At 72.3% G+C, this 25,691-nt stretch carries 23 protein-coding genes and 1 tRNA gene; 22 read left to right on the forward strand and 2 right to left on the reverse strand.

What is annotated here, in order from left to right; translation table 11 throughout:
• Window positions 1-52: 52 nt before the first annotated feature.
• Window positions 53-1,714 (reverse strand): FUSC family protein, encoded by a 1,662-nt coding sequence (locus tag ACIQ9P_RS14105; protein ID WP_402354709.1) that lies wholly within the window; start codon window positions 1,712-1,714, stop codon window positions 53-55.
• 88 nt (window positions 1,715-1,802) lie between these two features.
• Between ACIQ9P_RS14105 and ACIQ9P_RS14110 the strand changes: the two genes are divergently transcribed.
• On the forward strand, window positions 1,803-2,246 hold the full coding sequence (locus ACIQ9P_RS14110) for a MarR family winged helix-turn-helix transcriptional regulator (protein WP_402354711.1): 444 nt from the start codon (window positions 1,803-1,805) through the stop codon (window positions 2,244-2,246).
• Window positions 2,247-2,372: 126 nt separating this feature from the next.
• Window positions 2,373-3,224, forward strand: a complete 852-nt coding sequence (locus ACIQ9P_RS14115) for an LppX_LprAFG lipoprotein (protein WP_402354713.1) — start codon at window positions 2,373-2,375, stop codon at window positions 3,222-3,224.
• 159 nt (window positions 3,225-3,383) lie between these two features.
• On the opposite strand, the gene ACIQ9P_RS14120 is transcribed toward ACIQ9P_RS14115, so the two are convergent.
• Window positions 3,384-3,455, reverse strand: a tRNA-Arg gene (locus ACIQ9P_RS14120).
• A gap of 229 nt (window positions 3,456-3,684) precedes the next feature.
• Between ACIQ9P_RS14120 and ACIQ9P_RS14125 the strand changes: the two genes are divergently transcribed.
• From ACIQ9P_RS14125 to ACIQ9P_RS14220, 20 genes are all read left to right on the forward strand, one after another.
• Window positions 3,685-4,122, forward strand: coding sequence for a response regulator (locus tag ACIQ9P_RS14125; protein ID WP_402354715.1), 438 nt, complete (start codon window positions 3,685-3,687; stop codon window positions 4,120-4,122).
• An 87-nt stretch (window positions 4,123-4,209) separates the two neighbouring features.
• Window positions 4,210-5,865, forward strand: coding sequence for an arginine--tRNA ligase (gene argS / locus ACIQ9P_RS14130; protein ID WP_402354717.1), 1,656 nt, complete (start codon window positions 4,210-4,212; stop codon window positions 5,863-5,865).
• A gap of 87 nt (window positions 5,866-5,952) precedes the next feature.
• Window positions 5,953-7,347: a diaminopimelate decarboxylase gene (lysA, locus tag ACIQ9P_RS14135; protein ID WP_402354719.1), complete on the forward strand. Its 1,395-nt coding sequence runs from the start codon at window positions 5,953-5,955 to the stop codon at window positions 7,345-7,347.
• A gap of 139 nt (window positions 7,348-7,486) precedes the next feature.
• Window positions 7,487-8,779 carry a homoserine dehydrogenase gene (locus tag ACIQ9P_RS14140; RefSeq protein ID WP_266271486.1) on the forward strand — a complete coding sequence of 431 codons (1,293 nt, stop codon included), beginning with the start codon at window positions 7,487-7,489 and terminating at the stop codon, window positions 8,777-8,779.
• Window positions 8,780-8,788: 9 nt separating this feature from the next.
• Window positions 8,789-9,886, forward strand: a complete 1,098-nt coding sequence (thrC, locus tag ACIQ9P_RS14145; protein ID WP_402354721.1) for a threonine synthase — start codon at window positions 8,789-8,791, stop codon at window positions 9,884-9,886.
• Window positions 9,887-10,266: 380 nt separating this feature from the next.
• Window positions 10,267-11,202: a homoserine kinase gene (gene thrB, locus ACIQ9P_RS14150; protein ID WP_402354723.1), complete on the forward strand. Its 936-nt coding sequence runs from the start codon at window positions 10,267-10,269 to the stop codon at window positions 11,200-11,202.
• Window positions 11,203-11,804: 602 nt separating this feature from the next.
• Complete coding sequence (gene rho / locus ACIQ9P_RS14155) at window positions 11,805-13,907, forward strand: transcription termination factor Rho (protein ID WP_402354725.1); 2,103 nt, start codon at window positions 11,805-11,807, stop codon at window positions 13,905-13,907.
• Between the two features lie 134 nt (window positions 13,908-14,041).
• A complete protein-coding gene (locus ACIQ9P_RS14160; protein WP_402354727.1) occupies window positions 14,042-15,157 on the forward strand; it encodes an LCP family protein in 1,116 nt (371 codons plus the stop codon).
• A 197-nt stretch (window positions 15,158-15,354) separates the two neighbouring features.
• Entirely contained in the window at window positions 15,355-15,576 is a 222-nt protein-coding gene (gene rpmE, locus ACIQ9P_RS14165) for a 50S ribosomal protein L31 (protein ID WP_402354729.1), read from the forward strand.
• A 142-nt stretch (window positions 15,577-15,718) separates the two neighbouring features.
• Entirely contained in the window at window positions 15,719-16,795 is a 1,077-nt protein-coding gene (gene prfA / locus ACIQ9P_RS14170; RefSeq protein ID WP_402354731.1) for a peptide chain release factor 1, read from the forward strand.
• Between the two features lie 58 nt (window positions 16,796-16,853).
• A complete protein-coding gene (prmC, locus tag ACIQ9P_RS14175; RefSeq protein WP_402354733.1) occupies window positions 16,854-17,720 on the forward strand; it encodes a peptide chain release factor N(5)-glutamine methyltransferase in 867 nt (288 codons plus the stop codon).
• A gap of 91 nt (window positions 17,721-17,811) precedes the next feature.
• Entirely contained in the window at window positions 17,812-18,459 is a 648-nt protein-coding gene (locus ACIQ9P_RS14180; RefSeq protein WP_402354735.1) for an L-threonylcarbamoyladenylate synthase, read from the forward strand.
• Between the two features lie 29 nt (window positions 18,460-18,488).
• Window positions 18,489-19,130: a protein-tyrosine-phosphatase gene (locus tag ACIQ9P_RS14185; protein WP_402354969.1), complete on the forward strand. Its 642-nt coding sequence runs from the start codon at window positions 18,489-18,491 to the stop codon at window positions 19,128-19,130.
• A 153-nt stretch (window positions 19,131-19,283) separates the two neighbouring features.
• Window positions 19,284-20,558: a serine hydroxymethyltransferase gene (gene glyA, locus ACIQ9P_RS14190; protein ID WP_402354736.1), complete on the forward strand. Its 1,275-nt coding sequence runs from the start codon at window positions 19,284-19,286 to the stop codon at window positions 20,556-20,558.
• A 160-nt stretch (window positions 20,559-20,718) separates the two neighbouring features.
• The gene (locus ACIQ9P_RS14195; RefSeq protein ID WP_402354738.1) at window positions 20,719-22,068 is read left to right on the forward strand and encodes an MraY family glycosyltransferase; all 1,350 of its coding nucleotides are present in this window, start codon (window positions 20,719-20,721) and stop codon (window positions 22,066-22,068) included.
• Window positions 22,069-22,383: 315 nt separating this feature from the next.
• Window positions 22,384-22,827: a hypothetical protein gene (locus tag ACIQ9P_RS14200; RefSeq protein WP_402354740.1), complete on the forward strand. Its 444-nt coding sequence runs from the start codon at window positions 22,384-22,386 to the stop codon at window positions 22,825-22,827.
• A gap of 285 nt (window positions 22,828-23,112) precedes the next feature.
• Entirely contained in the window at window positions 23,113-23,925 is an 813-nt protein-coding gene (gene atpB / locus ACIQ9P_RS14205; protein WP_402354742.1) for a F0F1 ATP synthase subunit A, read from the forward strand.
• Between the two features lie 94 nt (window positions 23,926-24,019).
• Window positions 24,020-24,256 carry an ATP synthase F0 subunit C gene (atpE, locus tag ACIQ9P_RS14210; RefSeq protein ID WP_030392786.1) on the forward strand — a complete coding sequence of 79 codons (237 nt, stop codon included), beginning with the start codon at window positions 24,020-24,022 and terminating at the stop codon, window positions 24,254-24,256.
• Window positions 24,257-24,290: 34 nt separating this feature from the next.
• On the forward strand, window positions 24,291-24,848 hold the full coding sequence (locus ACIQ9P_RS14215) for a F0F1 ATP synthase subunit B (protein WP_093860510.1): 558 nt from the start codon (window positions 24,291-24,293) through the stop codon (window positions 24,846-24,848).
• A complete protein-coding gene (locus ACIQ9P_RS14220) occupies window positions 24,845-25,660 on the forward strand; it encodes a F0F1 ATP synthase subunit delta (RefSeq protein WP_402354745.1) in 816 nt (271 codons plus the stop codon). The genes ACIQ9P_RS14215 and ACIQ9P_RS14220 overlap by 4 nt, the downstream gene beginning before the upstream one ends.
• The last annotated feature ends 31 nt before the right edge of the window (window positions 25,661-25,691 follow it).

Here is a 25,691-nt window from a genome sequence, read left to right on the forward strand (position 1 = left end):
GGGGGCTTCGGTGCCGTGCCGAGGTGGCGAGGGGTACTCGCCGCCGGAACGATCAGGGGGCCACCGCCCCCTCGGCGTCCTCGGCCCCGGCCCGCGGCGGGTCGCCGAAGACCGCGGCCATCGTGCCGAGCGCGTCGTCGACGGCGAGCAGCGCCGCCAGCATCCGCAGCTGCTCGGGAGAGCCCGCCGGAGCCGTACCCGGCTGCCGGGGGATCCGGGCGCGGACGCCCTGGTAGGCGGGCCCCGGCCGGCGGCCGATCGCCCGCCGGACCGCCGCGCTGTTGGCCGCGACCGCCCGGTTTAGCCGGGCCACCCGGGGGTCGGACCAGAGCGCGGGGTCGGCGACCGCCCCGTCCACCAGCACGCCCAGCGGGGCCTCGCAGGCGGCGACGGCGTCCACCACGTCGGCCCGGTAAGGGCCCCCGGCGGGGGACCCGCGCCCGGTCAGCCGCCGGGCCGACCGCCCGGCCCGGCGTTCGGCCCGCAGCGGGCGGGCCAGCAGTTCGAGCTGCGCGGCCCCGTACGCGAACCGGGCCCGTCCGCGGTGCAGGGCCGGCCGGTCGGTGCCCGCGACACCCAGCAGTTCGGTCAACGCCGCCAGCGCGTCGGCGGTCCGCCGGCGCAGCACGTCCCGGGTACGGAGCGGGAGGATCAGCCAGGAGGCCGCGATGCCGACGGCCGCGCCGAGGCCGATCGCCGCCAGCCGGGTGCGCAGCAGGTCGTCGGAGCTCTGGCCGAACCAGCCGTACAGCAGGGAGAGCACGGCGGTGACACAGGCCGCCCAGTAGGCGTAGCTGAGTTCGCGCAGCCAGGTGGCGACCGCGAGGACCGCGAAGATCAGCACCACGGCGGCGTCCTCGTGCGGTCCGAAGGCACCCGCGACAGCCGTCGCGACCACCGTGCCAGCGGCCGCGCCGACCGCCCGCTGAAGCCCCTTGAACAACACGTCGCCCCGGCCGCGGGCGCCGCTGCAGACGATGAACGCGGTGAGCACCACCCAGGCCCAGTGGTCCGGCCAGACGGCCCGCCCGGCGAGGAACGCCCCGCCCACCGCGCCCGCCGTCTGGAGCGCCGTCCGGGTGTGGACGCCCGGCCGCCGACGGGCCGCCGGCTCCGGCTCGGGTTGTTCCGGTGGTGGCGCCGACTCCGGCGCGGGCGCCCGGACGGGAGCCGGAACCAGTCCGGTCCGGACGGCGGCGGCCTGGAAGAGGGCCACCCAGGCGCCGGACACGACGGCGATCAGCGCGACCCACAGGGTGTGGTCGTGGCCTGGGACCGGTCCGGTGTCGGGCGGCATGACCAGCAGCGCCACCAGCGGCAGCACCAGCATCCCGCCGGCCCGGGCCGCCCGGGGGCCGAAGCGGCGGACGCCGACCGCCAGCGCTGTCCCGAGGGTGAAGAGGGCGTCGGCGGCGTTCGGGTGGAGGGTCATCAGCCGCCCGATCTCGGCGGCGCCCGCGGCGGCCGCCGGGAGGACGGCGAGTCCGAGCAGCCGGTCGTACCGGTCGGAGGTGAGCTGGACCCGGGCGGCGGTGGCGGCCAGCACCACGGCCTGGACCACCACGTCGACCCGCAGCTGGGCGAAGTGCTCGATCAGCAGCGCGGAGCCGTACGCGGCCAGCATGGCGGCCGTGGTGACGGCGGTCCCGCGGAGCAGCCGGAGCCCGGGGTCGAAGCGCACGCTCCGGGGGAACCGGGCGAAGTAGCTACTCATCACGTACGGATTTCTCCCTTGCCTGCTCGCGCTGACCGAGGAAGTGCCGATTTTCCATCACTCGAATGGTAAGTGTTAGCGTAGCAATATGGAGATTGATCAGCCGTGGCTTCCGGGGGCGGCGGAGATCCGCCAGGGCACCGTCCGGCTGGCCCGCCGACTGCGCTCGGAACGCGTGGGGGAGGGCCTCAGCCTCAACAAGCTGAGCGTGCTCGGGCACCTGCTGCGGCACGGCCCGATGTCCCCGGGGGAGCTGGCCGCCGCCGATCACCAGCAACCGCAGTCGCTGACCCGGGTGTTCGCCGAACTGGAGCGGGACGGCCTGCTCCGCCGCGTCCCCGGCGAGCGGGACCGCCGGCAGTCCGTCCTCCACCTCACCGCCGACGGCCGTACCGCGCTGGCCCGCGACATGGCCGGGCGGGACGCCTGGCTGGCGCAGGCACTGGGAGCCCTCTCCGAGACCGAGCGCGAAGTCCTCCGCCTCGCCGCCCGCCTGATGGACCGGCTGGCGGACGCTCCCGCCGGCGCCTGAAGCCCCGTCGGAGCGCCCGGAGTTCCGGCGTGACACCGGATCGAATACCGGTTCGATCAACGGCCGGGCGCTGTGGGACGCTCTCCGCACACCGACCATCACTTTTCGCTTTGGGGCTTCATCACGATGCGCCGTACCACCGTCCTCGCCGCCGCCGCGACCGCCGTCGCCCTGGCCGCGCTCACCGCCTGCAACGACACCGAGGACAAGAACGCGGCGGCCCCCGCCCCGGCGACCACCTCGGCCGCCGCCGCGCCCGCGACCACCGCGGCCGCCCCCTCGCCCGCAGTCTCCGAGACCCCGGCTCCCGTCCCCACGAGCCCGGCCGTCACGTCCCCGGCGGTGACGTCCCCGGCCGCCCCGGCCGGGGACTTCGACCCGGCGAAGGCGGTGGAGAACGCGGGCAAGGAGCCCTACGCCGTCTCCATGAAGATGACCACCGAGACGGACGGGAAGGTCGCCCTGGTCACCGCCGGTCGGCAGAACCTCAACGCGACCTACAGCGGCCGCGTCGAGATGAAGGCCGTCGACGGCAGCCTGACCGTCGAGACGGTCACCACCACCGACGCCTCGTACATGCGGATGGGCCCGGACGACGAGTGGGCCAAGGTGCCGAGGTCCGCCGACCTGCCGGTTCTCGACTACACGGAGTACGCCAAGCTGCTGCTGGCCCAGGGCCCCTCCGCCCGCAAGGGTGCGGAGACCCGCGACGGCGTCCCGGTGCAGCACCTGTCCGGCCACATCGACGTGGAGCAGATCGCCCGGATCGACCCGCGCAGCTACCGTACGGCGAAGGCCAAGGGGCAGACCGGCTTCGACTTCGACCAGTGGGTCGACGGCAAGGGCCGCACCCGCTACGTCGAGCAGGTGGTCCTCAGCAAGGGGGCCAAGCTCGTCAACAAGGTGACCTTCACCGACTTCGGCCCCGCCGAGACCTTCTCCGCCCCCGCCGGAGCGGGCTCCGCCGCCGCGAGCTGACCGTCGTACCCGTGGGGCCGCGACCCGGCCCCGCGGGTCGACCGGGCGTCAGGACCTCAGGGCGTCGGGGCGCTGGGGCGCTGGGGCCGGAAAACGAATCAGGCCCAGTCCGGTGGCAACTCGCCACTGGCCTGGGCCTGTTCAGCACTTCTTGCGAAGTGCCCCCGGTAGGATTCGAACCTACGCACCCGCCTCCGGAGGGCGGTGCTCTATCCCCTGAGCTACGGGGGCCTGCTCATTGTTGTCGTCGCGTTCGCTTCGACGTGGAGAACACTACCAGGCCCGGGCCGTGCTCCGTGCACGGGTTTCCCGGAGCTCCGACGGGCCGTCCGGTGCCGGGTCCGGCCCGGCCCGACGGGGCGGCCGGACGGGGCGGCCGGACGGGGCGGCCGGACGGGCGGCCGGGCGGAAGTGGCCAAAGGCCGGACGGGGCGGCGGGCCCGCCGATACCCTCGGTGAGGTGTCGGGAGTGTCCGGGCGGGTCCTCGTGGTGGACGACAGCGAGGTGATCCGTCAGCTGATCAGGGTCAACCTGGAGCTCGAGGGCTTCGAGGTGGTGACCGCCGCCGACGGTGCCGAGTGCCTGGAGGTGGTCCGCCGGGTGAAGCCCGACGTGGTGACGCTGGACGTGATGATGCCGAGGCTGGACGGTCTGCGGACGGCGGCCCGGTTGCGCGCGGCGCCCGTGACGCGGGAGCTGCCGATCGCGATCGTGAGCGCGTGCACGCCGGCGGACCTGGACCTGGGGGAGTCGGTCGGGGTGGACGGCTACCTGGGCAAGCCCTTCGATCCGGCGGACCTGGTCACCCTGGTGCGGCGGCTGATGGAGCTCGGCAAGGACCCCGGGGCGGTGGACGGGTTTCGCCCTGGGCGAACAGGCTGGAGTGATCGGGCCTGAGCGACCGGGCCCGAGCGGGCCGTCCCGGTGTCTCAACCGGCAAACCGGGTGGCGGGGGCCCACCCCCTCTCGCCTACGCTTGGCGTCGTGACCCCCGCAGAGCTTTCCCAGGCAGTCCAGGCCGCAGTGAGCGCCGCCGTCGAGGCGGGCGAGCTGGCCGTCGCCGTGCCCGAGCACGTGACGGTCGAGCGGCCCAAGAACAGGGACCACGGCGACTACGCGACCAACGTGGCCCTCCAGCTCGCGAAGTCGGCCGGCAAGCCGCCGCGAGTCGTGGCCGACCTGGTGGCCGCCCGCCTGCGAGAGCTGCCCGGGGTCGCCGAGGTCGACATCGCCGGGCCCGGCTTCCTGAACATCACCTTCGACGCCGCCACCCAGGGCGAGCTGGCCCGTACCGTCGTCGAGGCGGGCGAGGGCTACGGCCGCAACGAGGCGCTCAAGGGTCTGAAGATCAACCTTGAGTTCGTCTCCGCCAACCCGACCGGCCCGATCCACATCGGTGGTGTCCGCTGGGCCGCCGTCGGCGACTCGCTGGCGCGTGTGCTGCGGGCCTCCGGCGCCGACGTCACCACCGAGTACTACCTCAACGACGCCGGCGTGCAGATCTCCAAGTTCGCCAAGTCGCTCCAGGCGTCCGCCAACGGCAGGCCCGTCCCGGAGGACGGCTACGTCGGCGAGTACATCGCCGACATCGCCAAGGCGATCACCGAGGGCGTCCCGGGCGTGCTCGACCTCACCGAGGACGAGCAGCTGCGGGTCTTCCGCACCGAGGGCCTCAAGCTCATGGTGGCCGAGATCCAGCGCTCGATGGACGAGTTCGGCACCCACTTCGACGTCTGGTTCTCGGAGAAGTCGCTGCACGACTCCGGCGCGGTCGAGAAGGCGATGGAGCGGCTGCGCGAGCAGGGCCACGTCTTCGAGCGGGACGGCGCCATCTGGCTGCGCACCACCGACTTCGGCGACGACAAGGACCGCGTCCTGATCAAGGCGGACGGCGAGACCACCTACTTCGCCGCCGACGCCGCGTACTACCTCTCCAAGCGGGACCGCGGCGCCGAGGTATCGGTCTACATGCTGGGCGCGGACCACCACGGCTACGTCAACCGCCTCAAGGCCATCGCCGCCTGCGCGGGCGACGACATGGACCGCAACATCGAGGTCAAGATCGGCCAGTTCGTGAAGATGCTTCGCGACGGCGAGGAGGTCCGCATGTCCAAGCGGGCCGGAAACATCATCACCATCGACGACGTGGTCGAGTGGATCGGCGTGGACGCGGCCCGCTACACCCTGGCGCGCTCCTCCACGGACTCGACCATCACGCTCGACATCAACGTACTGACCAGCCAGACCAACGAGAACCCGGTCTTCTACGTCCAGTACGCGCACGCCCGGATGTGCTCGGTGCGGCGCAAGGCCGGCGAGCTCGGCATCGAGCGCTCCGCCGACTTCAAACCCGAGCTGCTCGCGACCGAGTGGGAGTCCGACCTGCTCGGCCAGCTCGGTGAGTTCCCGCGGGTCCTGGCCACGGCCGGCGAGCTGCGCGAGCCGCACCGGGTCGCGCGCTACCTGGAGGAGCTGGCGGGCACGTACCACCGCTTCTACGACAACTGCCAGATCCTGCCGAAGGGCGACGAGGAGGTCACCGACCTCACGCACGCCCGGCTCTGGCTGGCCGACGCGACACGCACGGTCATCGCCAACGGTCTGACGCTGCTGGGCGTCTCGTCGCCCGAGCGGATGTAGGCACCACCCCCATGTGCACAGCGGGGGCGGCGGACGGTCAACGGGGACCGTCGCCGCCCCTCGCCATAGGTCGAGGAAACCGAGGACATGTCTCGCTCCGCACATCCCGCAGGCCCCCGTCACGGTGACGTACTGCCCGAGGGGCACTACCAGGCGCCGCCGAGCGACCTGAACGCGCTCGACCCCAAGGTCTGGTCGCGGACCGTCGTCCGGGACGCCGAGGGCGCGGTCACCGTCGGCGGCCTCGACGTGAACCGCATCGCCGCCGAGTTCGGCACCCCGGCCTACGTCATGGACGAGGCCGACTTCCGCTCCCGGGCGCGCGCCTGGCGGGACGCCTTCGGCGGGGACGCCGACGTCTACTACGCGGGCAAGGCGTTCCTCTCCAAGGCGGTCGTGCGCTGGCTGCACGAGGAGGGCCTCAACCTCGACGTGTGCAGCTCCGGCGAGCTCGCCGTCGCGCTGGCCGCCGGGATGCCGCCGGAGCGGATCGCGCTGCACGGCAACAACAAGTCGGTGGACGAGCTCGAACACGCGGTGAAGACCGGTGTCGGGCACATCGTGGTCGACTCCTACGAGGAGATCGAGCGCCTGGCGGCCGTGGCCGGACACCAGGGCGTCCGGCAGCCGGTGCTGATCCGGGTGACCGTCGGCGTGGAGGCGCACACCCACGAGTTCATCGCCACCGCGCACGAGGACCAGAAGTTCGGCCTCTCGCTGACCGGGGGAGCGGCCGCCGAGGCCGTCCGCCGGGTGCTGGCGCACCCCGGCGCCCTGGAGCTGCGCGGCATCCACTCGCACATCGGCTCGCAGATCTTCGACACCGCCGGCTTCGAGGTGGCCGCCCGCCGGGTGGTCGGCCTGCTGGCGTCGATCCGCGACGAGCACGGCGTCGAGCTGCCCGAGATCGACCTCGGCGGCGGCCTCGGCATCGCCTACACCAGCGAGGACGACCCGCGCGAGCCGGCCGAGATCGCGGCCGCGCTGGCCGACATCGTCCGCCGCGAGTGCGCCGCCGCGAACCTCACCGCCCCCCGGCTGAGCGTGGAGCCGGGCCGGGCGATCGTCGGTCCGACCGCGTTCACCCTGTACGAGGTCGGCACCGTCAAGCCGCTGGAGGGTCTGCGCACCTACGTCAGCGTGGACGGCGGGATGTCCGACAACATCCGTACCGCGCTCTACGACGCCGAGTACACGGTGGCCCTCGTGTCGCGCGTCAGTGACGCCGGACCGATGCTGGTCCGGGTGGTCGGCAAGCACTGCGAGTCCGGCGACATCGTCGTGCGGGACGCCTTCCTGCCCGCCGACCTGGCCCCCGGCGACCTGATCGCGGTGCCCGCCACCGGCGCCTACTGCCGTTCGATGGCGAGCAACTACAACCACGCCCTCAAGCCTCCGGTGCTCGCCGTCCAGGACGGTGCGGCCCGGGTGATCGTCCGGCGTGAGACGGAGGAGGATCTCCTGCGTCTCGATATCGGATGACGAAATCCTTGTCTCAGATCATGGAACGACCGTAGATCCGTACGGAAAGTCCCGGAGACTGGTGAAGACCGAAAGTCCGGCGGGATGTCGAAATGCCCGCCGGAACGACCGAAGAACGACGAATGCAGAGCGGAGTCGGATGATGCGTACGCGGCCGCTGAAGGTGGCGTTGCTGGGCTGTGGTGTGGTGGGCTCCGAGGTGGCGCGCATCATGACGACAGACGCCGCCGACCTCGCCGCGCGCATCGGCGCGCCGGTCGAGCTCGCCGGCATCGCGGTCCGGCGACAGGGGCGGGTCCGTCCGGGCGTGCCCGAGCACCTGCTCACCACCGATGCCGAGGCCCTGGTCACCCGGGGCGACATCGACGTGGTGATCGAGGTCGTGGGCGGCATCGAGCCGTCCAAGAACCTCATCCTGGCGGCGTTCGCGCAGGGCGCCTCGGTGGTCAGCGCCAACAAGGCGCTGCTCGCCCAGGACGGCACCGAGCTGCACGCGGCCGCCGCCGCGGCCGGTGTCGACCTCTACTACGAGGCCGCGGTGGCGGGCGCGATCCCGCTGCTGCGCCCGCTGCGCGAGTCGCTGGCCGGCGACCGGGTGAACCGGGTGCTGGGCATCGTCAACGGCACCACCAACTTCATCCTGGACAAGATGGACACCACCGGCGCCGGGTACTCGGAGGCGCTGGAGGAGGCCACCGCGCTCGGGTACGCCGAGGCCGACCCGACGGCCGACGTGGAGGGCTTCGACGCCGCCGCCAAGGCCGCGATCCTGGCCGGCATCGCCTTCCACACCGAGGTGACCGCCGCGGACGTGTACCGCGAGGGCATCACCGAGGTGACCGCCGCCGACATCGCCTCCGCCAAGGAGATGGGCTGCGTGGTCAAACTGCTGGCGATCTGCGAGCGGGCCGCCGACGGCGAGTCGGTGACCGCGCGGGTCCACCCGGCGATGATCCCGCTGTCCCACCCGCTGGCCTCGGTCCGCGAGGCGTACAACGCGGTGTTCGTGGAGGCCGAGGCGGCCGGCCGGCTGATGTTCTACGGCCCGGGCGCGGGCGGCGCGCCGACCGCCTCGGCGGTCCTCGGTGACCTGGTGGCGGTCTGCCGCAACAAGCTCGCCGGCGCCACCGGCCCCGGTGACTCGGTGTACACCCAGCTGCCGGCCAAGCCGATGGACGAGGTCGTCACCCGCTACCACGTCAGCCTGGACGTCGACGACCGCGCGGGGGTGCTCGCGCAGGTCGCCTCGGTCTTCGCCGAGCACGGCGTCTCCATCGACACCGTGCGCCAGCAGGGCCGCGACGGCGACGCCTCGCTCGTCGTGGTCACCCACCGTGCGACCGACGCCGCGCTGTCGGCGACGGTCGACAAGCTCCGCGCACTCGACAGCGTGCGCGACGTGGCCAGCACCATGCGGGTCGAAGGGGAATAGGAACAGATGATGAGCAGCGTTGCCGAGAACGCCGCCCGAGGCACCCACACCCACCAGTGGCGGGGTCTGATCGAGGAGTACCGGGACCGCCTGCCGGTCAGCGCGGCGACCCCCGTGGTCACCCTGCTGGAGGGCGGGACCCCGCTGGTCCCCGCCCAGGTGCTGTCCGAGCGCACCGGCTGCGAGGTCTACCTCAAGGTCGAGGGCGCCAACCCGACCGGGTCCTTCAAGGACCGCGGCATGACGATGGCCATCTCCAAGGCGAAGGAGGACGGCGCCCAGGCCGTCATCTGCGCCTCCACCGGCAACACCTCCGCCTCCGCCGCCGCGTACGCGGTGCGGGCCGGGATGGTGTCGGCGGTGCTGGTCCCGCAGGGCAAGATCGCCCTCGGCAAGATGGGCCAGGCGCTGGTGCACGGCGCGAAGATCCTCCAGGTGGACGGGAACTTCGACGACTGCCTCACCCTTGCGCGTGAACTGTCCGAGAAGTACCCGGTGGCGCTGGTCAACTCGGTGAACCCGGTCCGGATCGAGGGCCAGAAGACCGCCGCCTTCGAGATCGTCGACATGCTCGGCGACGCGCCGGACATCCACGTGCTGCCGGTCGGCAACGCGGGCAACATCACCGCGTACTGGAAGGGCTACCGCGAGTACGCGGCGGACGGCCTGGCCGCCCGCACGCCGCGGATGTGGGGCTTCCAGGCCGCCGGCTCGGCCCCGATCGTGGACGGCGCGCCGGTGCTCAAGCCGCAGACCATCGCCACCGCGATCCGGATCGGCAACCCGGCCTCCTGGGACTTCGCGCTCGCCGCGCGGGACGAATCGGGCGGTCTCATCGACAAGGTGACCGATCGTCAGATTCTGTCCGCGTACCGGCTGTTGGCCTCCCAGGAGGGCGTCTTCGTGGAGCCCGCCTCGGCCGCCTCGGTGGCCGGTCTGCTGGCCAAGGCGGAGGCCGGCCTGGTCGACCCGGGCCAGCGGATCGTCTGCACCGTGACCGGCAACGGCCTCAAGGACCCGGACTGGGCGGTGGCGGGCGCGCCGCAGCCCCGGATCGTCCCGATCGACCCCGAGGCCGCCGCCCGGCAGCTGGGCCTGCTCGACTGACGGAGCGTCCGGCGGTACCCCGTACGGACGGCGGGCGGATGAACATCCCCCCACCCCGGGCCGACCCTTTCGAGGGTCGGCCCGGTCTCGTTCTCGACTGACACTTTTGTGTCAATTCCGTGCCGGATTCCGATCCGAATCCGGCATGAATTCCGGCCAGAACCGGCAACACACCAGATCGAAGGCCCACGGGGTGTACCGCTGTGGAACCTGTCTTCGATACTCTGGGTGCGGCCGTGTGGCACATGCCCCGGGTCCGACCCCATTCCGGGCCGCACCACCGAATGTGACCGCCCGCCCCGGCCGGGGCCCCGCGGCCCGCCCCCACCCTCGCACCGACGCGCTTCGCGCCGCCCGATTTCCCCAGGAGAGTCCACCGCATGGCCGGTCCTGCGTTCCGTGCCGCCGCCGTCCGGGTCCGGGTCCCCGCGACCAGCGCCAACCTCGGTCCGGGGTTCGACGCCTTCGGACTCGCCCTGGGTCTCTACGACGACGTGGTCGTCCGGGTCTCCGACTCCGGGCTCTCCGTCGACATCGCGGGCGAGGGCGCCGAGACGCTGCCGCGCGACGAGCGCCACCTGCTGGTCCGCTCGATGCGCGCCGCCTTCGACCGCCTCGGCGGCCAGCCGCGCGGCCTCGAAGTGGTCTGCGCCAACCGCATACCGCACGGTCGCGGCCTGGGCTCCTCCTCCGCCGCGATCTGCGCCGGCATCGTCGCCGCCCGCGCCGTCACCATCGGCGGCCCGTCCGCCCTGGACGACGACGAGCTGCTGGCGCTCGCCTCGGAGCTGGAGGGCCACCCCGACAACGTCGCGGCCTGCCTGCGCGGCAACTTCACCGTGGCGTGGACCGAGGAGGACCGGGCCCGGGCGATCGCCCTGGAGCCCTCCGCCGAGGTCGTCCCGGTGGTGTTCGTGCCGGCCACCGAGGTGCTCACCGAGACCGCCCGCGGCCTGCTGCCGCGGACCGTCCCGCTGGCCGACGCCGCCGCCAACGCCGGCCGGTCCGCGCTGCTGGTCGAGGCGCTGACCCGGCGCCCCGACCTGCTGCTCGCCGCCACCGAGGACCGGATCCACCAGGACTACCGGGCGTCCGCGATGCCGGACAGCGCCGCGCTGGTGGCCGCGCTGCGGGCCGAGAACGTGCCCGCCGTGATCTCCGGCGCCGGTCCGACCGTGCTCGCGCTCACCGACGAGGCGGGCGTGCAGAAGGTCCTGGACTTCGCGGGCGACCACGGCAACGGCGGCCCGGCGTTCGCCGCCCACCGGCTCGAACTCGACCGGACCGGAGCCTCGGTGCTCCCGCTCGACGTCTGAAACACCCCGTCCGCGGCGGTCCGGCCCGGTACCCCGGCGCCGGGCCGTCCGGACACGATTGGCAAGCGCAAGGCTGGGGAATGTCTGAGGGGGTCGGTAGTGTTAACCTCATTGCTGCACCAGGTGCCCTCCGGGGCTCGGTGCGCCGCGTCCCGATCCCAGCACTCCGCGTCAGTGGTGTCCAGGCGATACACGGGGCGACGATTCTCCGGGAGCCCACCGCAGCGCGTACGCAGCCTGCCTGCGCGACTTGCGGCCGCATCCCGAAGCCGTGACGGCACCTGACTCCCCCCGCGGCCTCCCCCCTGGAGGCACAGGACGGGCGGAGCGCGGGCCACCGTCACGCGACGGGGGCCCGGGATTCGCAGGCAGCGTGGGGGCAGCTCCCGGCCGGAGGCCGGGGGGAGGGTCGGCACACGACCGTCCCACCACGCCACTCAGCACCACCGTGCTTTCAGCACCGCACCTCGCAGCTCTCCCCCGACCGGCACCGCCATCCGGGGGATCACCGCCTCGGACCGACGCAGTCGAGCGTTGGTCAGGACAGCACAACCGGTCGCCGAGCCAGACAGGCCGACGTCCGCTCCAGGGAAGGACCCTTAGTGAGCGACACCACCGATCTGATGGGCGCGCGCCCGGACGCCGAGGCGTCGGACGCCGCCGCCGCCCCCGCGGCTCCGGCGCGGCGCCGCCGCACCGCCGCCGCGGGCCTGGACGGCATGGTCCTGGCGGAGCTGCAGAAGCTCGCCGGTGACCTGGGCATCACCGGTACCGGGCGGATGCGCAAGAGCCAGCTGATCGAGACCATCAAGGAGAAGAGCGGCGGGGACCCGCTGCTCGCCGGCGCCACCGCCGCCGCTCCGGCCGCCAAGCGCGCGGCCAAGGCCGAGACCGCCGAGCCGGCCGAGAAGCCCGCCCGCCGCACCACCAAGGCCGCCGCCGCCCGGGCCGAGGCCCCGGCCGCCGCCGCCGAGGCGCAGGCCCAGATCGAGATCCCGGTCCAGGCCGCCGCCGAGACCGCCGCGCCGGCCCGTGCCGAGCGCACCCGCCGCCGGGCCACCTCGGCCGCCGGCGCCCCGACCGCCGATGCCGTCGAGGCGCCCGCCGCCGTGGTGACCGAGGCCAAGCAGGCCGAGGCCCGCCCCGAGGGCGCCCGCGCCGCGGAGAGCCGCGAGGACGGTCGCGCCGAGACCCGCCGCGACCGCCGGGACCGCCGGGACCGCCGCGAGGGCGGCGAGCGCGAGGGCCGCCAGGAGACCGCCGAGGCACCGGCCGGCCAGGACGGCGACGGGCGCGAGTCGCGCCGCGACCGCCGCAACCGCCGGGACCGTCCCGAGCGGACCGAGCGCCAGGGCGGCCAGCAGGGCGCCCAGGGCGAGGGCCAGCAGAGCCGCCAGGCCGCCCCCCAGCAGGCCCAGCCGCAGGCGCAGGCGCAGCAGGGCGGTTTCGACGACGACGAGTTCGGTGACGGCCGGCGCGGTCGCCGCGGCCGCTACCGCGACCGCCGGGGCCGGGGCAGCCGCCGCGAGGGCTTCGAGACCGGTGTCGTCGAGCAGCCGATCGGTGAGGACGACGTCCTGATCCCGGTCGCGGGCATCCTCGACATCCTCGACAACTACGCGTTCGTCCGCACCTCCGGCTACCTGCCGGGCCAGAACGACGTCTACGTCTCGCTCGCCCAGGTCCGCAAGAACGGCCTGCGCAAGGGTGACGCCATCACCGGCGCGGTGCGCCAGCCCAAGGACGGCGAGCGCCGCGAGAAGTTCAACGCCATGGTGCGGCTGGACTCCGTCAACGGCATGGACCCGGAGAGCGGCCGCGGCCGCCCCGAGTTCAACAAGCTGACCCCGCTCTACCCGCAGGACCGGCTGCGCCTGGAGACCGAGGCGGGCATCCTGACCACCCGGATCATCGACCTGGTGTCGCCGATCGGCAAGGGCCAGCGCGGTCTGATCGTCGCGCCGCCGAAGACCGGCAAGACCATGGTGCTGCAGGCGGTCGCCAACGCGATCACCCACAACAACCCCGAGTGCCACCTGATGGTCGTCCTGGTCGACGAGCGTCCGGAAGAGGTCACCGACATGCAGCGGTCGGTGAAGGGCGAGGTCATCTCCTCGACCTTCGACCGCCCGGCCGAGGACCACACCACCGTCGCGGAGCTGGCCATCGAGCGCGCCAAGCGTCTGGTGGAGCTGGGTCACGACGTGGTGATCCTGCTGGACTCGATCACCCGTCTGGGCCGCGCCTACAACCTGGCGGCGCCGGCCTCCGGCCGCATCCTGTCCGGTGGTGTCGACTCGACCGCGCTGTACCCGCCGAAGAAGTTCTTCGGTGCCGCGCGCAACATCGAGAACGGCGGCTCGCTGACCATCCTGGCCACCGCGCTGGTCGAGACCGGCTCGCGGATGGACGAGGTGATCTTCGAGGAGTTCAAGGGCACCGGCAACATGGAGCTCAAGCTCGACCGGAAGCTCTCGGACAAGCGCATCTTCCCGGCCGTCGACGTGGACGCCTCCAGCACCCGCAAGGAGGAGATCCTGCTCGGTGGCGAGGAGCTCGCCATCGTCTGGAAGCTGCGCCGGGTGCTGCACGCGCTCGACTCGCAGCAGGCGATCGAGCTGCTGCTGGACAAGATGAAGCAGACCAAGAGCAACGCCGAGTTCCTGATGCAGATCGCCAAGACGACCCCCGGGTCCGGCGACTGACCTTCCTCGGTCCACGGACGAGCCCCGGCCCGCGCGAGCGGCCCGGGGCTCGCCGCGTTCCGGGCCCGGGGTTGTTCCAGACTTGGGACAGTCTGGGGTCTTTCAAGCAGCTTGTCCGATTTATTCTGGACCGTATGGCCGAACACAAGAGGGTCCCGAGCCGCCGCCGCAAGCTCCTGCGCGCGGCCGCCTGCGGGTCCGCCGCGCTCGTCGTCCTCGGCGCCGGGGCCGCCGGGTACGCCTACCTGCGGCTGGACGGCAACATCAAGAGCGTCGACATCAACGCCCGGCTCGGCACCTCCCGTCCCCCCACGGCCACCGACGGCTCGTTCAACCTGCTGGTGCTGGGCTCGGACTCGCGGGCCGGCGGCAACGCCGACCTGGCCGGCGGCGACACCGGCGGCACCGCCCGCTCGGACACCGCGATGGTGCTGCACGTCAACCAGGACCACTCCCGCGCCGATGTGGTCTCCATACCCCGCGACACCCTCGTCCCGCGCCCCGAGTGCACCGACCGGCAGGGCCGGGCGGTGCCGGCCGCCAAGCGCGCGATGTTCAACAGCGCCTACGAGGCCGGCGGCGCGGCCTGCGCGGTGAAGACCGTCGAGCAGCTCAGCGGGCTGCGGATGGACCACTACGTCGAGGTGGACTTCGCCGGCTTCGCCCGGCTCGTGGACGCCGTCGGCGGCGCCACCGTGACCACCACCGTGGCCATCCACGACAAGGACAGCGGCCTCGACCTCCAGCCCGGCGAGCACCACCTCGACGGCAAGCAGGCGCTCGCCTTCGTCCGCACCCGGCACGGCGTGGGCGACGGCAGCGACCTCGGCCGGATCGAGCTGCAGAAGCAGATGGTGCGCTCGCTGCTCAAGCAGGCCGGCGGGGTGGGGCTGCTGACCAACCCGGTGAAGCTCTGGTCGGTCGGCGACACCCTGACCCGCTCGATCACCACCGACTCCGCGCTCGCCTCGGTGAACTCCCTGGTCGGCCTGGCCGAGCAGCTCAAGGGGATCGGGCCGGACCAGCTCGGCATGGTCACCCTGCCGGTGACGGCCGCCCCCGGCGACCCGGACCGGGTGGTCGAGCTGCAGCCCCAGGCGGACCAGCTGTGGGCGGCCCTGAAGGCCGACCGGCCGGTGCCCGAGGCGGTGACCGCCGCCCAGCCGTCGAACCCCGCCCAGACCGCCCCCACGGCCCCGACGAAGGCGCCCGCGACGGCACCGGCGACCGCCCCCGCCCGGCGCGGCTGAGCTCCGGCCGGGCCCGCGCCCGGCCCGGGACGGCCCGGGACGGGACGCGGGCGGGCTCCGGCGGTGCCCGGAATATCCCCGGGCGCCCCCCGGTTTGGGAAGAAGCGGCCGGTCCTGGCAGACTGGTCCGTCGGTCCCGGTTCACGAGCGGCGTCCCCGCCGCCGACCCGGTGCCCTCCCGAACCTAGGAGAATCCCTTGAAGTCCAACGCTCACCCCGAGTACGTGGTCACCAACGTGACCTGCACCTGCGGCGCCGAGTTCGTCACCCGGTCGACCGAGAAGAGCGGCGAGATCCGCGCCGAGGTCTGCTCGCAGTGCCACCCGTTCTACACCGGCAAGCAGAAGATCCTCGACACCGGTGGCCGCGTCGCCCGCTTCGAGGCCCGCTTCGGCAAGCAGCACAGCTCGAAGTCCTAGCGCTCGCTCGGCGCCGGTTCCCGGTGCCCCCGTACTCGTTCCGGGGGCATGGGGGACCGGCGCCGTTCGCGTCCCCCCGCACCCTCCGCGCCGCGCGGCCGCCCAGACCCACCCACCGATCCCCGGGAAGAAGGCCACCCCCATGTTCGAGGCAGTCGAAGAGCTCCTCGTCGAGCACGCCGACCTCGAGGCGAGGCTGGCCGACCCGTCCGTCCACGCCGACCAGGCGAACGCCCGCAAGCTGGCCAAGCGCTACGCCGAGCTGACCCCGATCACCCGGGTCTTCCGGGCCTGGCGGCAGGCCGGTGAGGACATCGAGGCGGCCCGCGAACTCGCCGCCGAGGAGCCGGAGTTCCTTGCCGAGGTGAAGTCCGGCGAGGCCCGCCGCGAGGAGCTGACGGAGGAGCTGCGGCTGCTGCTGGTCCCGCGCGACCCGAACGACGACAAGGACGTCATTCTGGAGATCAAGGCCGGTGAGGGCGGCGAGGAGTCGGCGTTGTTCGCCGGCGACCTGCTCCGGATGTACCTGCGGTTCGCCGAGCGGATCGGCTGGAAGACCGAGCTCATCGACTCCAACGAGTCCGACCTCGGCGGGTACAAGGACGTCTCGGTGGCCGTGAAGACCAAGGGCAACGCCGAGCCCGGCCAGGGCGTCTGGGCCCGGCTGAAGTACGAGGGCGGCGTGCACCGCGTGCAGCGTGTCCCCGCCACCGAGTCCCAGGGCCGCATCCACACCTCCGCGGCGGGCGTGCTGGTCACCCCCGAGGCCGAGGAGGTCGAGGTCGAGATCGTCGCCAACGATCTGCGGATCGACGTGTACCGCTCATCCGGCCCGGGCGGCCAGTCGGTCAACACCACCGACTCCGCGGTCCGGATCACCCACCTGCCGACCGGTATCGTGGCGTCCTGCCAGAACGAGAAGAGCCAGCTGCAGAACAAGGAGCAGGCGATGCGCATCCTGCGTTCGCGGCTGCTGGCCGCCGCGCAGGAGGAGGCCGAGCGCGAGGCTTCGGACGCGCGCCGCAGCCAGGTCCGCACGGTGGACCGCTCCGAGCGGATCCGGACCTACAACTACCCGGAGAACCGCATCTCGGACCACCGGACGGGCTTCAAGTCGTACAACCTGGACCAGGTGCTGGACGGCGAACTGAACGCCGTCATCCAGTCCTGCGTCGACGCGGACGCCGCGGCCAAGCTCGCCGCGGCCCAACAGAACTGACACCGGCGGCGGCGGGACCGACGCCGGGGCCGGAGAGCGGAAGCAAGAGGTCGTACGGATGAACCTGCTACTCGCCGAGGTGGCCCAGGCCACCCAGCGGTTGGCCGCGGCCGGCGTGCCGTCGCCGCGCTTCGACGCGGAGGAGCTCGCCGCACACGTCCACAACGTCAGGCGCAGCCAACTGCACACGGTCAAGGACGCGGACTTCGACGCCCGCTACTGGGAGGCCGTCTCCCGGCGGGAGGCCCGTGAGCCGCTCCAGCACATCACCGGCCGGGCGTTCTTCCGCTACCTGGAGCTGGCGGTCGGCCCCGGCGTCTTCGTGCCCCGCCCGGAGACCGAGTCGGTGGTCGAGTGGGCCATAGACGCCGTCCGCGACATGGACGTCGCCGAGCCGCTGGTCGTCGACCTCTGCTCCGGCTCCGGCGCCATCGCGCTGGCCCTCGCCCAGGAACTGCCCCGCTCCGTCGTCCACGCCTTCGAGCTGGACGAGGGCGCGCTGCCCTACACCCGGCGCAACATCGAGGCTTCGCCCGACCGTGCCCGGGTCACCCTGCACGAGGGCGACGCCACCCGGGCCTTCGAGGACGACCGCGCCTGGGACGGCCGCTTCGACCTGGTCATCTCCAACCCGCCGTACATCCCGCTCACCGAGTGGGAGTACGTGGCACCGGAGGCCCGCGACCACGACCCGCAGATGTCGCTGTTCTCCGGCGAGGACGGCCTGCACACCATCCGCGGCATCGAGCGCGTCGCCGCCCGCCTGCTGCGCCCGGGCGGCGCCGTGGTGATCGAGCACGCCGACACCCAGGGCGGGCAGGTCCCGTGGATCTTCAACGAGGAGGCCGGCTGGACCGACACCGCCGACCACCGCGATCTGAACAACCGCCCGCGCTTCACCACGGCCCGCAAGGCGTCGTTGTGACCGACCAGGTGACCGACGGGCACCGAGGGTCGGGGCGTCGGAGCGGCGCTGTGAACACCACCATGAGCCCGTCCGGAAGGGGACCGCACCGATGAGCCGCCGTTACGACTGTGCCGATGCCGGGGACCGCGCCACCGGTCTGCGTGAGGCCGCCTCGGCCGTCCGCCGCGGCGAACTCGTCGTGCTGCCCACCGACACCCTCTACGGGGTCGGCGCGGACGCCTTCTCCCCGGAGGCGGTGGCCGCCCTGCTCGCCGCCAAGGGCCGCGGCCGCAACATGCCCTCGCCCGTCCTGGTCGGCTCGCCGACCACCCTGCATGGCCTGGTCACGGACTTCTCCGAGCAGGCGTGGGAGCTCGTCGACGCCTTCTGGCCGGGTGGGCTCACCCTGGTCGCCAAGCACCAGCCCTCGCTGCGCTGGGACCTCGGCGAGACCCGCGGCACCGTCGCCGTCCGGATGCCGCTGCACCCGGTCGCCATCGAACTGCTGAACGCCACCGGACCGATGGCCGTCTCCAGCGCCAACCGGACCGGCGGCCCGTCCCCGGCCACCTGCGACGAGGCCCAGCAGCAGCTCGGCGACTCCATTTCGGTGTACCTGGACGGCGGCACCGCCGACCACGCCCAGGCTTCGTCGATCGTCGACGTCACCGGCAAGGTGCCGGTACTGCTGAGGGCCGGCGCGATCTCCGTCGAGCAGCTGAGGGAGGTCGTCCCCGACCTGGAGGCCGGCAGTTGACGGCCGCTTCCCTCCATGCCGGGCCCGGCATATCGCCGTACCTGAGCGTGGGCCCCAGGCCGCTCGACCACTTCCGGATCCTGTACGTCTGCACCGGCAACATCTGCCGCTCGCCGATCGCCGAGCGGCTCACCCGGCGTGAGCTGGACACCCGGCTCAACCCCCGGGTGGCCGGACGGATCCTGGTCGAGTCGGCCGGTACCTGGGGCCATGTCGGCGCGCCCATGGAGGACCACGCCGCCACGGTGCTGGACGAGTACGGCGCCGACAGCGGCGGCTTCACCGGCCGCGAACTGCTGGACGAGCACGTGGTCGAGGCCGACCTGGTGCTCACCGCGACCCTGGACCACCGGGCCCAGGTCATCTCCATGGGCCACGAGGCGGGGCTGCGCACCTTCACGCTGAAGGAGTTCACCCGGCTGGTCCGGACGATCGAACCGGGCACCCTGCCGGACCCGCGCCGCGGCGCCGACGTCACCGAGCGCGCCCGGGCCCTGGTCCGGGCCGCCGCGGCGCTCCGCGGCTGGCTGCTGGCCGCCGACCCCGAGACGGACGAGCTGCACGACCCGTACGGCGCGCCGATCGGCATGTTCCGCAACTGCGGCGAGGAGATATTCCACGCGGTCGACCCCGTGGTCACCGCCCTCACCGGGGTCCGCGCGCCGCACTGAGCCCCGACCGGGGCCGATCGGGTGCCGTGACGCCACCGGCCCGGTCCTCCGCTTCGTACGGCCGGGCGTACCCCGGCCCGCGCCGCCGCGCCGGGGCGCGGGGGCGGTCCTACGCTGGAGGGATCCGACCCGACGCGCCCGGGAGCCCCCGCCATGACCGTCACCGATGCCGCGACCGGCCCCGTCGAGACCCCCGAGGCGCTCTCCGCCGCCCTGTTCCGGGCCGATCCCCAACTGGCCGACCTGCTCGCCGCCGAGGCCGAACGGCGGGCCGGGACGATCCAGCTGCTGGCGGGGGAGAACCTCACCGGCCCGGCCGTGCTGGCGGCCCTCACCGGCCCGCTGATCGACAAGTACGCCGAGGGCTACCCCGGCCGCCGCCACCACGCCGGCTGCTCGCTCGCCGACGCCGCCGAACTGCTGGCGATCGACCGGGCCCGGGAGCTGTTCGCCGCCCCGCACGCCAACGTCCAGCCGCGCTCCGGCACGGCGGCGATGCTCGCCGCCTACGCCGCGCTGCTGCGGCCCGGCGACGTGGTGCTCGCGATGTCGCTGGAGCACGGCGGCCACCTCAGCTGCGGATCCCGGGCCAACTTCTCCGGCCGCTGGTTCGACTTCGTCGGTTACGGGGTGCGCCGCGAGGACGGTCTGATCGACCTCGACCAGGTCCGCGAACTCGCCCTGCGGCACCGGCCGAAGGCGATCGTGGCCGGCTCCATCTCCTACCCGAGACACCCCGACTGGGCCGCCTTCCGGGCCATCGCCGACGAGACGGACGCCTATCTGGTGGCCTCCGTCGCGCAGACCACCGGCCTGGTCGCGGCCGGCGTCGCGCCGTCCCCGGTGCCGTACGCGGACGTCACCGTGGCGGCCACCCACAAGCTGCTCCGGGGCCCGCGCGGCGGCCTGCTGCTGTGCACCGCGGAGCTGGCGGAGCGGGTCGACCGGGCGGTGTTCCCGTTCAGCCAGGGCGGCGCCGCGATGAACGAGGTGGCCGGAAAGGCCGTCGCGCTGGCCGAGGCCGCCACGCCCGCCTTCCGGGCGTACGCCCACCGCACGGTGGCCGGGGCCCGGGTGCTCGCGGCAGGGCTCGCGGAGGCGGGAGCGCGCCCGTTGACCGGGGGGACCGACACCCATCTGGTGACCGCCGACGTCGGCGCGCTCGGCGTCAGCGGGGCCGAGGCCGAACGCCGCTGCGCGGCCGCCGGGCTGCTGTTCGGCAAGTGCGCGCTGCCGTTCGACCCGGCGCCGCCGTCCGAAGCCTCCGGGATCCGGCTCGGCACCGGAACCGTGACCTCGCAGGGGATGGGGGAGACCGAGCTCGCGGAGATCGCCGCCCTGGTCGGACGGCTGCTCGCCGGGGGGACGGACGTCCGGGTGGCGGAGCGGGTCGGGGAGCTCGCGCGGGCCTTCGCCGGGCGGCGCTGACCGGGCTTTCGAATCTCCTACCCGGTAGGGCGAACCGCGATGCGTGCCCCCGGCGTCGGAGTCAATAAGGTGTGTGCCGTGGCGACGCACCTCGAACCTCGGACAGGCACGGGAGTACCTTCGGTACCCAACCGTCGGACAGCGCTGCAGGAGGCCAGTGGTGCGTGAGTATCTGCTGGTCCTGTTCTGCACCGCGGCGGTCACCTATCTGCTGACCGGCCCGGTCCGGAAGTTCGCCATCGCGGCGGGGGCGATGCCCCCGGTCCGCGCGCGTGACGTGCACCGCGAGCCGACGCCGCGGCTCGGCGGCATCGCGATGTTCGGCGGACTCTGCGCGGGCATCCTGGTCGCCTCCCAGCTCGACAACCTGAGCAAGGTGTTCTCCCAGGGCACCGACATCCGCGCGCTGCTCTCCGGCGCCGGCATCATGTGGCTGCTCGGCGTGCTGGACGACAAGTGGGGCGTGGACGCCCTGGTGAAGCTGGGCGGCCAGATGATCGCCGCCGGTGTGATGGTCTGGCAGGGCGTCACGGTGATCACCCTGCCGGTGCCCGGCGTCGGCCCGGTCGCGGTCAGTCCGACCCAGGGCATGGTCATCTCGGTGGTCCTGGTCGTCGTCATGGTCAACGCGGTGAACTTCATCGACGGCCTGGACGGTCTGGCGGGCGGCATGGTCTGCATCGCCGCGATCGCCTTCTTCCTGTACTCGTACCGGCTCTGGTACGGCTACACGATCACCGACGCCGCCCCCGCGGTGCTGTTCAGTGTGCTGCTGATCGGCATGTGCCTGGGCTTCCTGGCGCACAACATGCACCCGGCCCGGATCTTCATGGGCGACTCCGGCTCGATGATGCTGGGCCTGATGCTGGCCGTGGCCGCGATCTCCATCACCGGCCGGGTCGACCCCGACCTCATCACCAGCGAGCTCGGTTCCCAGACCGCCGCCACCCACGCCCTGGTGCCGATCTACATCCCGCTGCTGCTGCCGCTGACGGTCATCGCGCTGCCGCTGGCGGACCTGCTGCTCGCGGTGGTCCGCCGCACCTGGGCGGGCCAGTCCCCGTTCGCCGCCGACAAGCGGCACCTGCACCACCGACTGCTCCAGGTCGGCCACTCGCACAGCCGCGCCGTACTGATCATGTACTTCTGGGCCGCGCTGATCGCCTTCGGGACCGTCGCCTTCTCGGTCACCAACACCGGCCGGACCGTCGTCCTCGCGCTGGCCGGGCTCTGCCTGGTCGGGCTGGTGGTGCTGCTCACCCCGCGGTTCCGGCCCCGCGCCCCGCGCGCGGTGCAGGCGTTCGTGCCGCCGCGCTACCGCCGTCGCCCGGTCGCCCGCGCCGCCGCCCCGGTGGCGGAGGGCACCGAGCTCACCGCCGAATCGGCCGGGCGCGCGAGCTCCGAACCGATGGCCGAACTGTCGGCCGAGGACAAGCGCCTGCTCGGCGGAGTGCCCAAGGGGTCGTCCGCGATCACCGGCCGTCCGCACGGCAACGGCCGCGGTCGTTAGGGGCAACGGCCGGGGCCGTTCGGGCAGGTGAGGGCACGTCACGTGGGTTCACCCGATCGGCGGCACCCTTGGGCCATCGGTGTGACAGGTGCCACACATTCATGGTAAAGCTCTCATCAAATAGTTTGTGATACCGTTCACGAGTACCGAGAACACGCCGAAAGACCTGACAGGTGGATGACTTCCGTCCCTGGCGGGTCCCACTCGACGGGCTCGCCGTCGAGCGGCCGGCCCGCGGTGGTTTCCGGTCCGGTGTCACCCGCCGAAGTTCTGTGCCCGTCCCCCGCCACTCGACATGCCGCCGGAGTTGCCGACATGCCGTCCAACGACGCCCGGATCCTCCGAGGCGCCGCGATCCCCACTGCGGTCGCCGGAGTCATCGCGATGGCGATCTCCTTCGCCGTCGCGGGTGGCAAGGGCCTGCTCGGGGCCTTCCTCGGCGCTCTGCTCGTGATGGTCTTCTTCGCCTCCGGCCAGGTCGCCCTCGACCGGCTGACCAGGTCGAACCCGCAGATGATGATGGCCGTCGGGCTGCTGGTGTACACCACTCAGATCCTGCTGGTCGGCATCGTGCTGGCGGTCTTCAAGAACACCGAGCTCTTCAACCGGCAGGCTTTCGCCTTCACCCTGCTGGGCTGCGTACTGATCTGGACCGGCTTCCAGGTCCGCGGCTTCCTCAAGGCCAAGACCTTCTACGTCGAGACCGACACCTCCGAAAACAAGGCCGAGAAGCCTTCGGACAAGGGGCGTCAACAGTGACGACGGCCCACTGTCCCCCCAACGAGGGGGGCGGTGTTTATGCCGCACTGACGGACTGCTATCGTCCGTCGCAACAACGGAGTACGGGAAGAGGCCAGGTCCGTCCGCACCGCGGATCGATCGCCCCCCGGATCCGAGCAGTCTTCGATGATCCCGCTGTGGTGCAGAGCGATGCCGCGCGGGGTCGGCGAGAAACCCATCAAGTTCCAGTGCCGCTCCGTGGCCGCAGGCCATGCCGACACACCGAGGTTGCCGTAACCATGCGTCACGACGAAGGAGTCCGTGGTGAGTGCTGAACTCACGTCCCTCGCCTCAGGCAGTTGCCACTTCGGGGACGCTGGCTGCGGCTTCCCGGCCCCGGGTCTGAACGAGTTCCAGTTCGAGCCGATTTTCACCATCGGCAGCTTCGAGTTCAACAAGCCGATGCTGCTGTCGATGATCGTGGCTGTCCTGGTCATCGGCTTCTTCTGGGCCGCCTTCGCGAAGCCGAAGCTCGTCCCCGGCAAGCTGCAGCTGGTCGGTGAGATCGGCTACGACTTCGTCAAGCGCTCCATCGTTCTGGAGACGATCGGCAAGCGGGGCGAGAAGTACGTCCCGATGCTCGTCTCGATGTTCTTCATCATCTGGCTGATGAACATCCTGTCGGTCATCCCCTTCGCCCAGTTCCCGGTGACCGCGGCGATCGCCTTCCCGGCCGGCCTCGCGGGCGTCGTGTGGGTCACCTACATGGGTCTGACCTTCAAGAACCACGGCTTCGTCGGTGGTCTGAAGAACCTCTGCTGGCCGTCGGGGATCCCGGGCTGGGTCATGTTCATCCTGGTGCCGATCGAGTTCTTCTCGAACATCTTCGTGCGCCCCTTCACGCTCGCGGTCCGAGCCTTCGCGAACATGTTCGCCGGCCACCTGCTGATCGTGATGTTCTCCATCGCCTCCTGGTACCTGCTCAGCCCGACCCTGGGCGCGCTGTACGGCTCGGCCTCGTTCATCGTCGCCGTCGGCCTCACCGCCTTCGAGCTGCTGGTCCAGTTCCTGCAGGCATACATCTTCGTGATGCTGGCCAGCAGCTACATCGCCGGTGCCCTCGAAGAGGCGCACTGAGCCCGGGCCCGCCAGGGCCCGCCCCGATCCACACCTCCCGGAATGCCCGGTGGCCAATCACCACCGGTTCACCACCCTGCAAAGGACAACTGCAATGAGCTTCCTCGCTGAGGGCACTGTCTACGGTTCCGTCGCCTCGATCGGCTACGGCCTCGCCGCCATCGGCCCCGGCATCGGCGTCGGTCTGATCTTCGGCAACGGCGTCCAGGCCATGGCCCGCCAGCCCGAGGCCGTCGGCCTCATCCGCTCCAACATGTTCATCGGCTTCGCGCTCACCGAGGCCCTCGCGCTGATCGGCATCGTCATGCCGTTCGTCTTCGGCAACAAGTAATCCCGCCGCAGACCCATTCGAGGAAGGTCCAGATATGAGCATCGCGGCTCAGCTCGCGGCCGAGGAGAAGATGAACCCTCTCCTCCCCGCTTGGCCCGAGATCATCATCGGCCTGCTCTGCTTCTTCATCGTCTTCGGTCTCCTCGGCAAGAAGATCCTCCCCAGCATCGAGAAGGTGCTGGCGGAGCGCCGGGATGCCATCGAGGGCGGCATGGAGCGCGCCGAGGCCGCTCAGAACGAGGCGCAGGCCCTGCTTGAGCAGTACCGCGCCGAGCTCGCCGAGGCGCGCCACGAGGCTGCTCGCATCGTCGAGCAGGCTCGCGAGCAGGGCGCTGCCCAGCTCGTCGAGATGCGCGAGGAGGGCCAGCGTCAGCGCGAGGCCATCGTCGCCGCCGGCCACGCCCAGATCGAGGCCGACAAGAAGCAGGCGACCGCCGCCCTGCGCCAGGACGTGGGCTCGCTGGCCACCCAGCTGGCGTCCCGCATCGTGGGCGAGTCCCTTGAGGACCAGGCGCGGCAGAGCGGCGTCGTCGACCGCTTCCTGGACGAGCTGGAGGCCAAGGCCGCCGTTGCTCAGGGTGCGGCGAAGTGATCGGCGCCAGCCGTGAGGCCCTCGCCGCCGGGCGGCAGAACCTGGAGAGCCTGACCGATTCCACTGCGGTGGACCCGGCCCGGATCGCCGAGGAGTTCACCGCCGTCACGGGCCTGCTGGACCGCGAGGTCTCGCTGCGCCGGATCCTGACCGACCCGTCCCGGTCGGGTCAGGACAAGGCGCAGCTGGTCTCCTCGCTGCTGGCCGGCCAGGTCTCCGGCGAGACGGTCGACCTGGTCTCCGGCCTGGTCCGCTCCCGCTGGTCGGGTGGCCGTGACCTGGTCGACGCCGTGGAGGAGCTGGCCGCGTACGCCGAGGTCATCGCCGCCGACAGGGCCGGCGCCCTGGACGACGTCGAGGACGAGCTCTTCCGGTTCGGCCGGGTGGTGAGCGGCTCGCACGAGCTGCGCGCCGCGCTGACCGAGCCCAAGGCGGGCGCCGTCGCCAAGGCGGGCCTGATCAAGAAGCTGCTCGGCGGCCGCGCCAACGCGGGCACCGTGCGGCTGGTCACCAGCCTCGTCAACAACCCGCGTGGACGTAGCCTGGAGCAGGGCCTGGAGTCCTACTCCAAGCTCGCCGCCGCCCGGCGCGATCGCATGGTGGCCCAGGTCACCACCGCGGTGCCGCTGTCGGACAGCCAGAAGGACCGCCTCTCGGGCGCCCTCGGCCGGCTGTACGGCCGCCAGGTCCACCTGAACATCGATGTCGACCCCGAGGTCGTCGGCGGTGTCCGGGTGCAGATCGGTGACGAGATCATCGACGGCACCGTGTCGAGCCGCCTCGAAGGCGCTCGCCAGGTCCTCGAAGGCTGAGCCTCGAAGGCTGAGCACCGAAGCAGCACAT

Origin of the sequence: Kitasatospora sp. NPDC094019, assembly GCF_044764505.1 — a bacterium.
Classification (GTDB): domain Bacteria; phylum Actinomycetota; class Actinomycetes; order Streptomycetales; family Streptomycetaceae; genus Kitasatospora.

Coding starts and splice junctions, on each gene's coding strand:
- glyA (WP_402354736.1), top strand. CDS start 19,284: ATGACCGTCACCGATGCCGCGACCGGCCCCGTCGAGACCCCCGAGGCG.
- prfA (WP_402354731.1), top strand. CDS start 15,719: ATGTTCGAGGCAGTCGAAGAGCTCCTCGTCGAGCACGCCGACCTCGAG.
- atpE (WP_030392786.1), top strand. CDS start 24,020: ATGAGCTTCCTCGCTGAGGGCACTGTCTACGGTTCCGTCGCCTCGATC.
- ACIQ9P_RS14160 (WP_402354727.1), top strand. CDS start 14,042: ATGGCCGAACACAAGAGGGTCCCGAGCCGCCGCCGCAAGCTCCTGCGC.
- thrB (WP_402354723.1), top strand. CDS start 10,267: ATGGCCGGTCCTGCGTTCCGTGCCGCCGCCGTCCGGGTCCGGGTCCCC.
- ACIQ9P_RS14105 (WP_402354709.1), bottom strand. CDS start 1,714: ATGAGTAGCTACTTCGCCCGGTTCCCCCGGAGCGTGCGCTTCGACCCC.
- prmC (WP_402354733.1), top strand. CDS start 16,854: ATGAACCTGCTACTCGCCGAGGTGGCCCAGGCCACCCAGCGGTTGGCC.
- ACIQ9P_RS14200 (WP_402354740.1), top strand. CDS start 22,384: ATGCCGTCCAACGACGCCCGGATCCTCCGAGGCGCCGCGATCCCCACT.
- ACIQ9P_RS14215 (WP_093860510.1), top strand. CDS start 24,291: ATGAGCATCGCGGCTCAGCTCGCGGCCGAGGAGAAGATGAACCCTCTC.
- ACIQ9P_RS14110 (WP_402354711.1), top strand. CDS start 1,803: ATGGAGATTGATCAGCCGTGGCTTCCGGGGGCGGCGGAGATCCGCCAG.
- ACIQ9P_RS14140 (WP_266271486.1), top strand. CDS start 7,487: ATGATGCGTACGCGGCCGCTGAAGGTGGCGTTGCTGGGCTGTGGTGTG.
- ACIQ9P_RS14180 (WP_402354735.1), top strand. CDS start 17,812: ATGAGCCGCCGTTACGACTGTGCCGATGCCGGGGACCGCGCCACCGGT.
- ACIQ9P_RS14115 (WP_402354713.1), top strand. CDS start 2,373: ATGCGCCGTACCACCGTCCTCGCCGCCGCCGCGACCGCCGTCGCCCTG.
- thrC (WP_402354721.1), top strand. CDS start 8,789: ATGAGCAGCGTTGCCGAGAACGCCGCCCGAGGCACCCACACCCACCAG.
- lysA (WP_402354719.1), top strand. CDS start 5,953: ATGTCTCGCTCCGCACATCCCGCAGGCCCCCGTCACGGTGACGTACTG.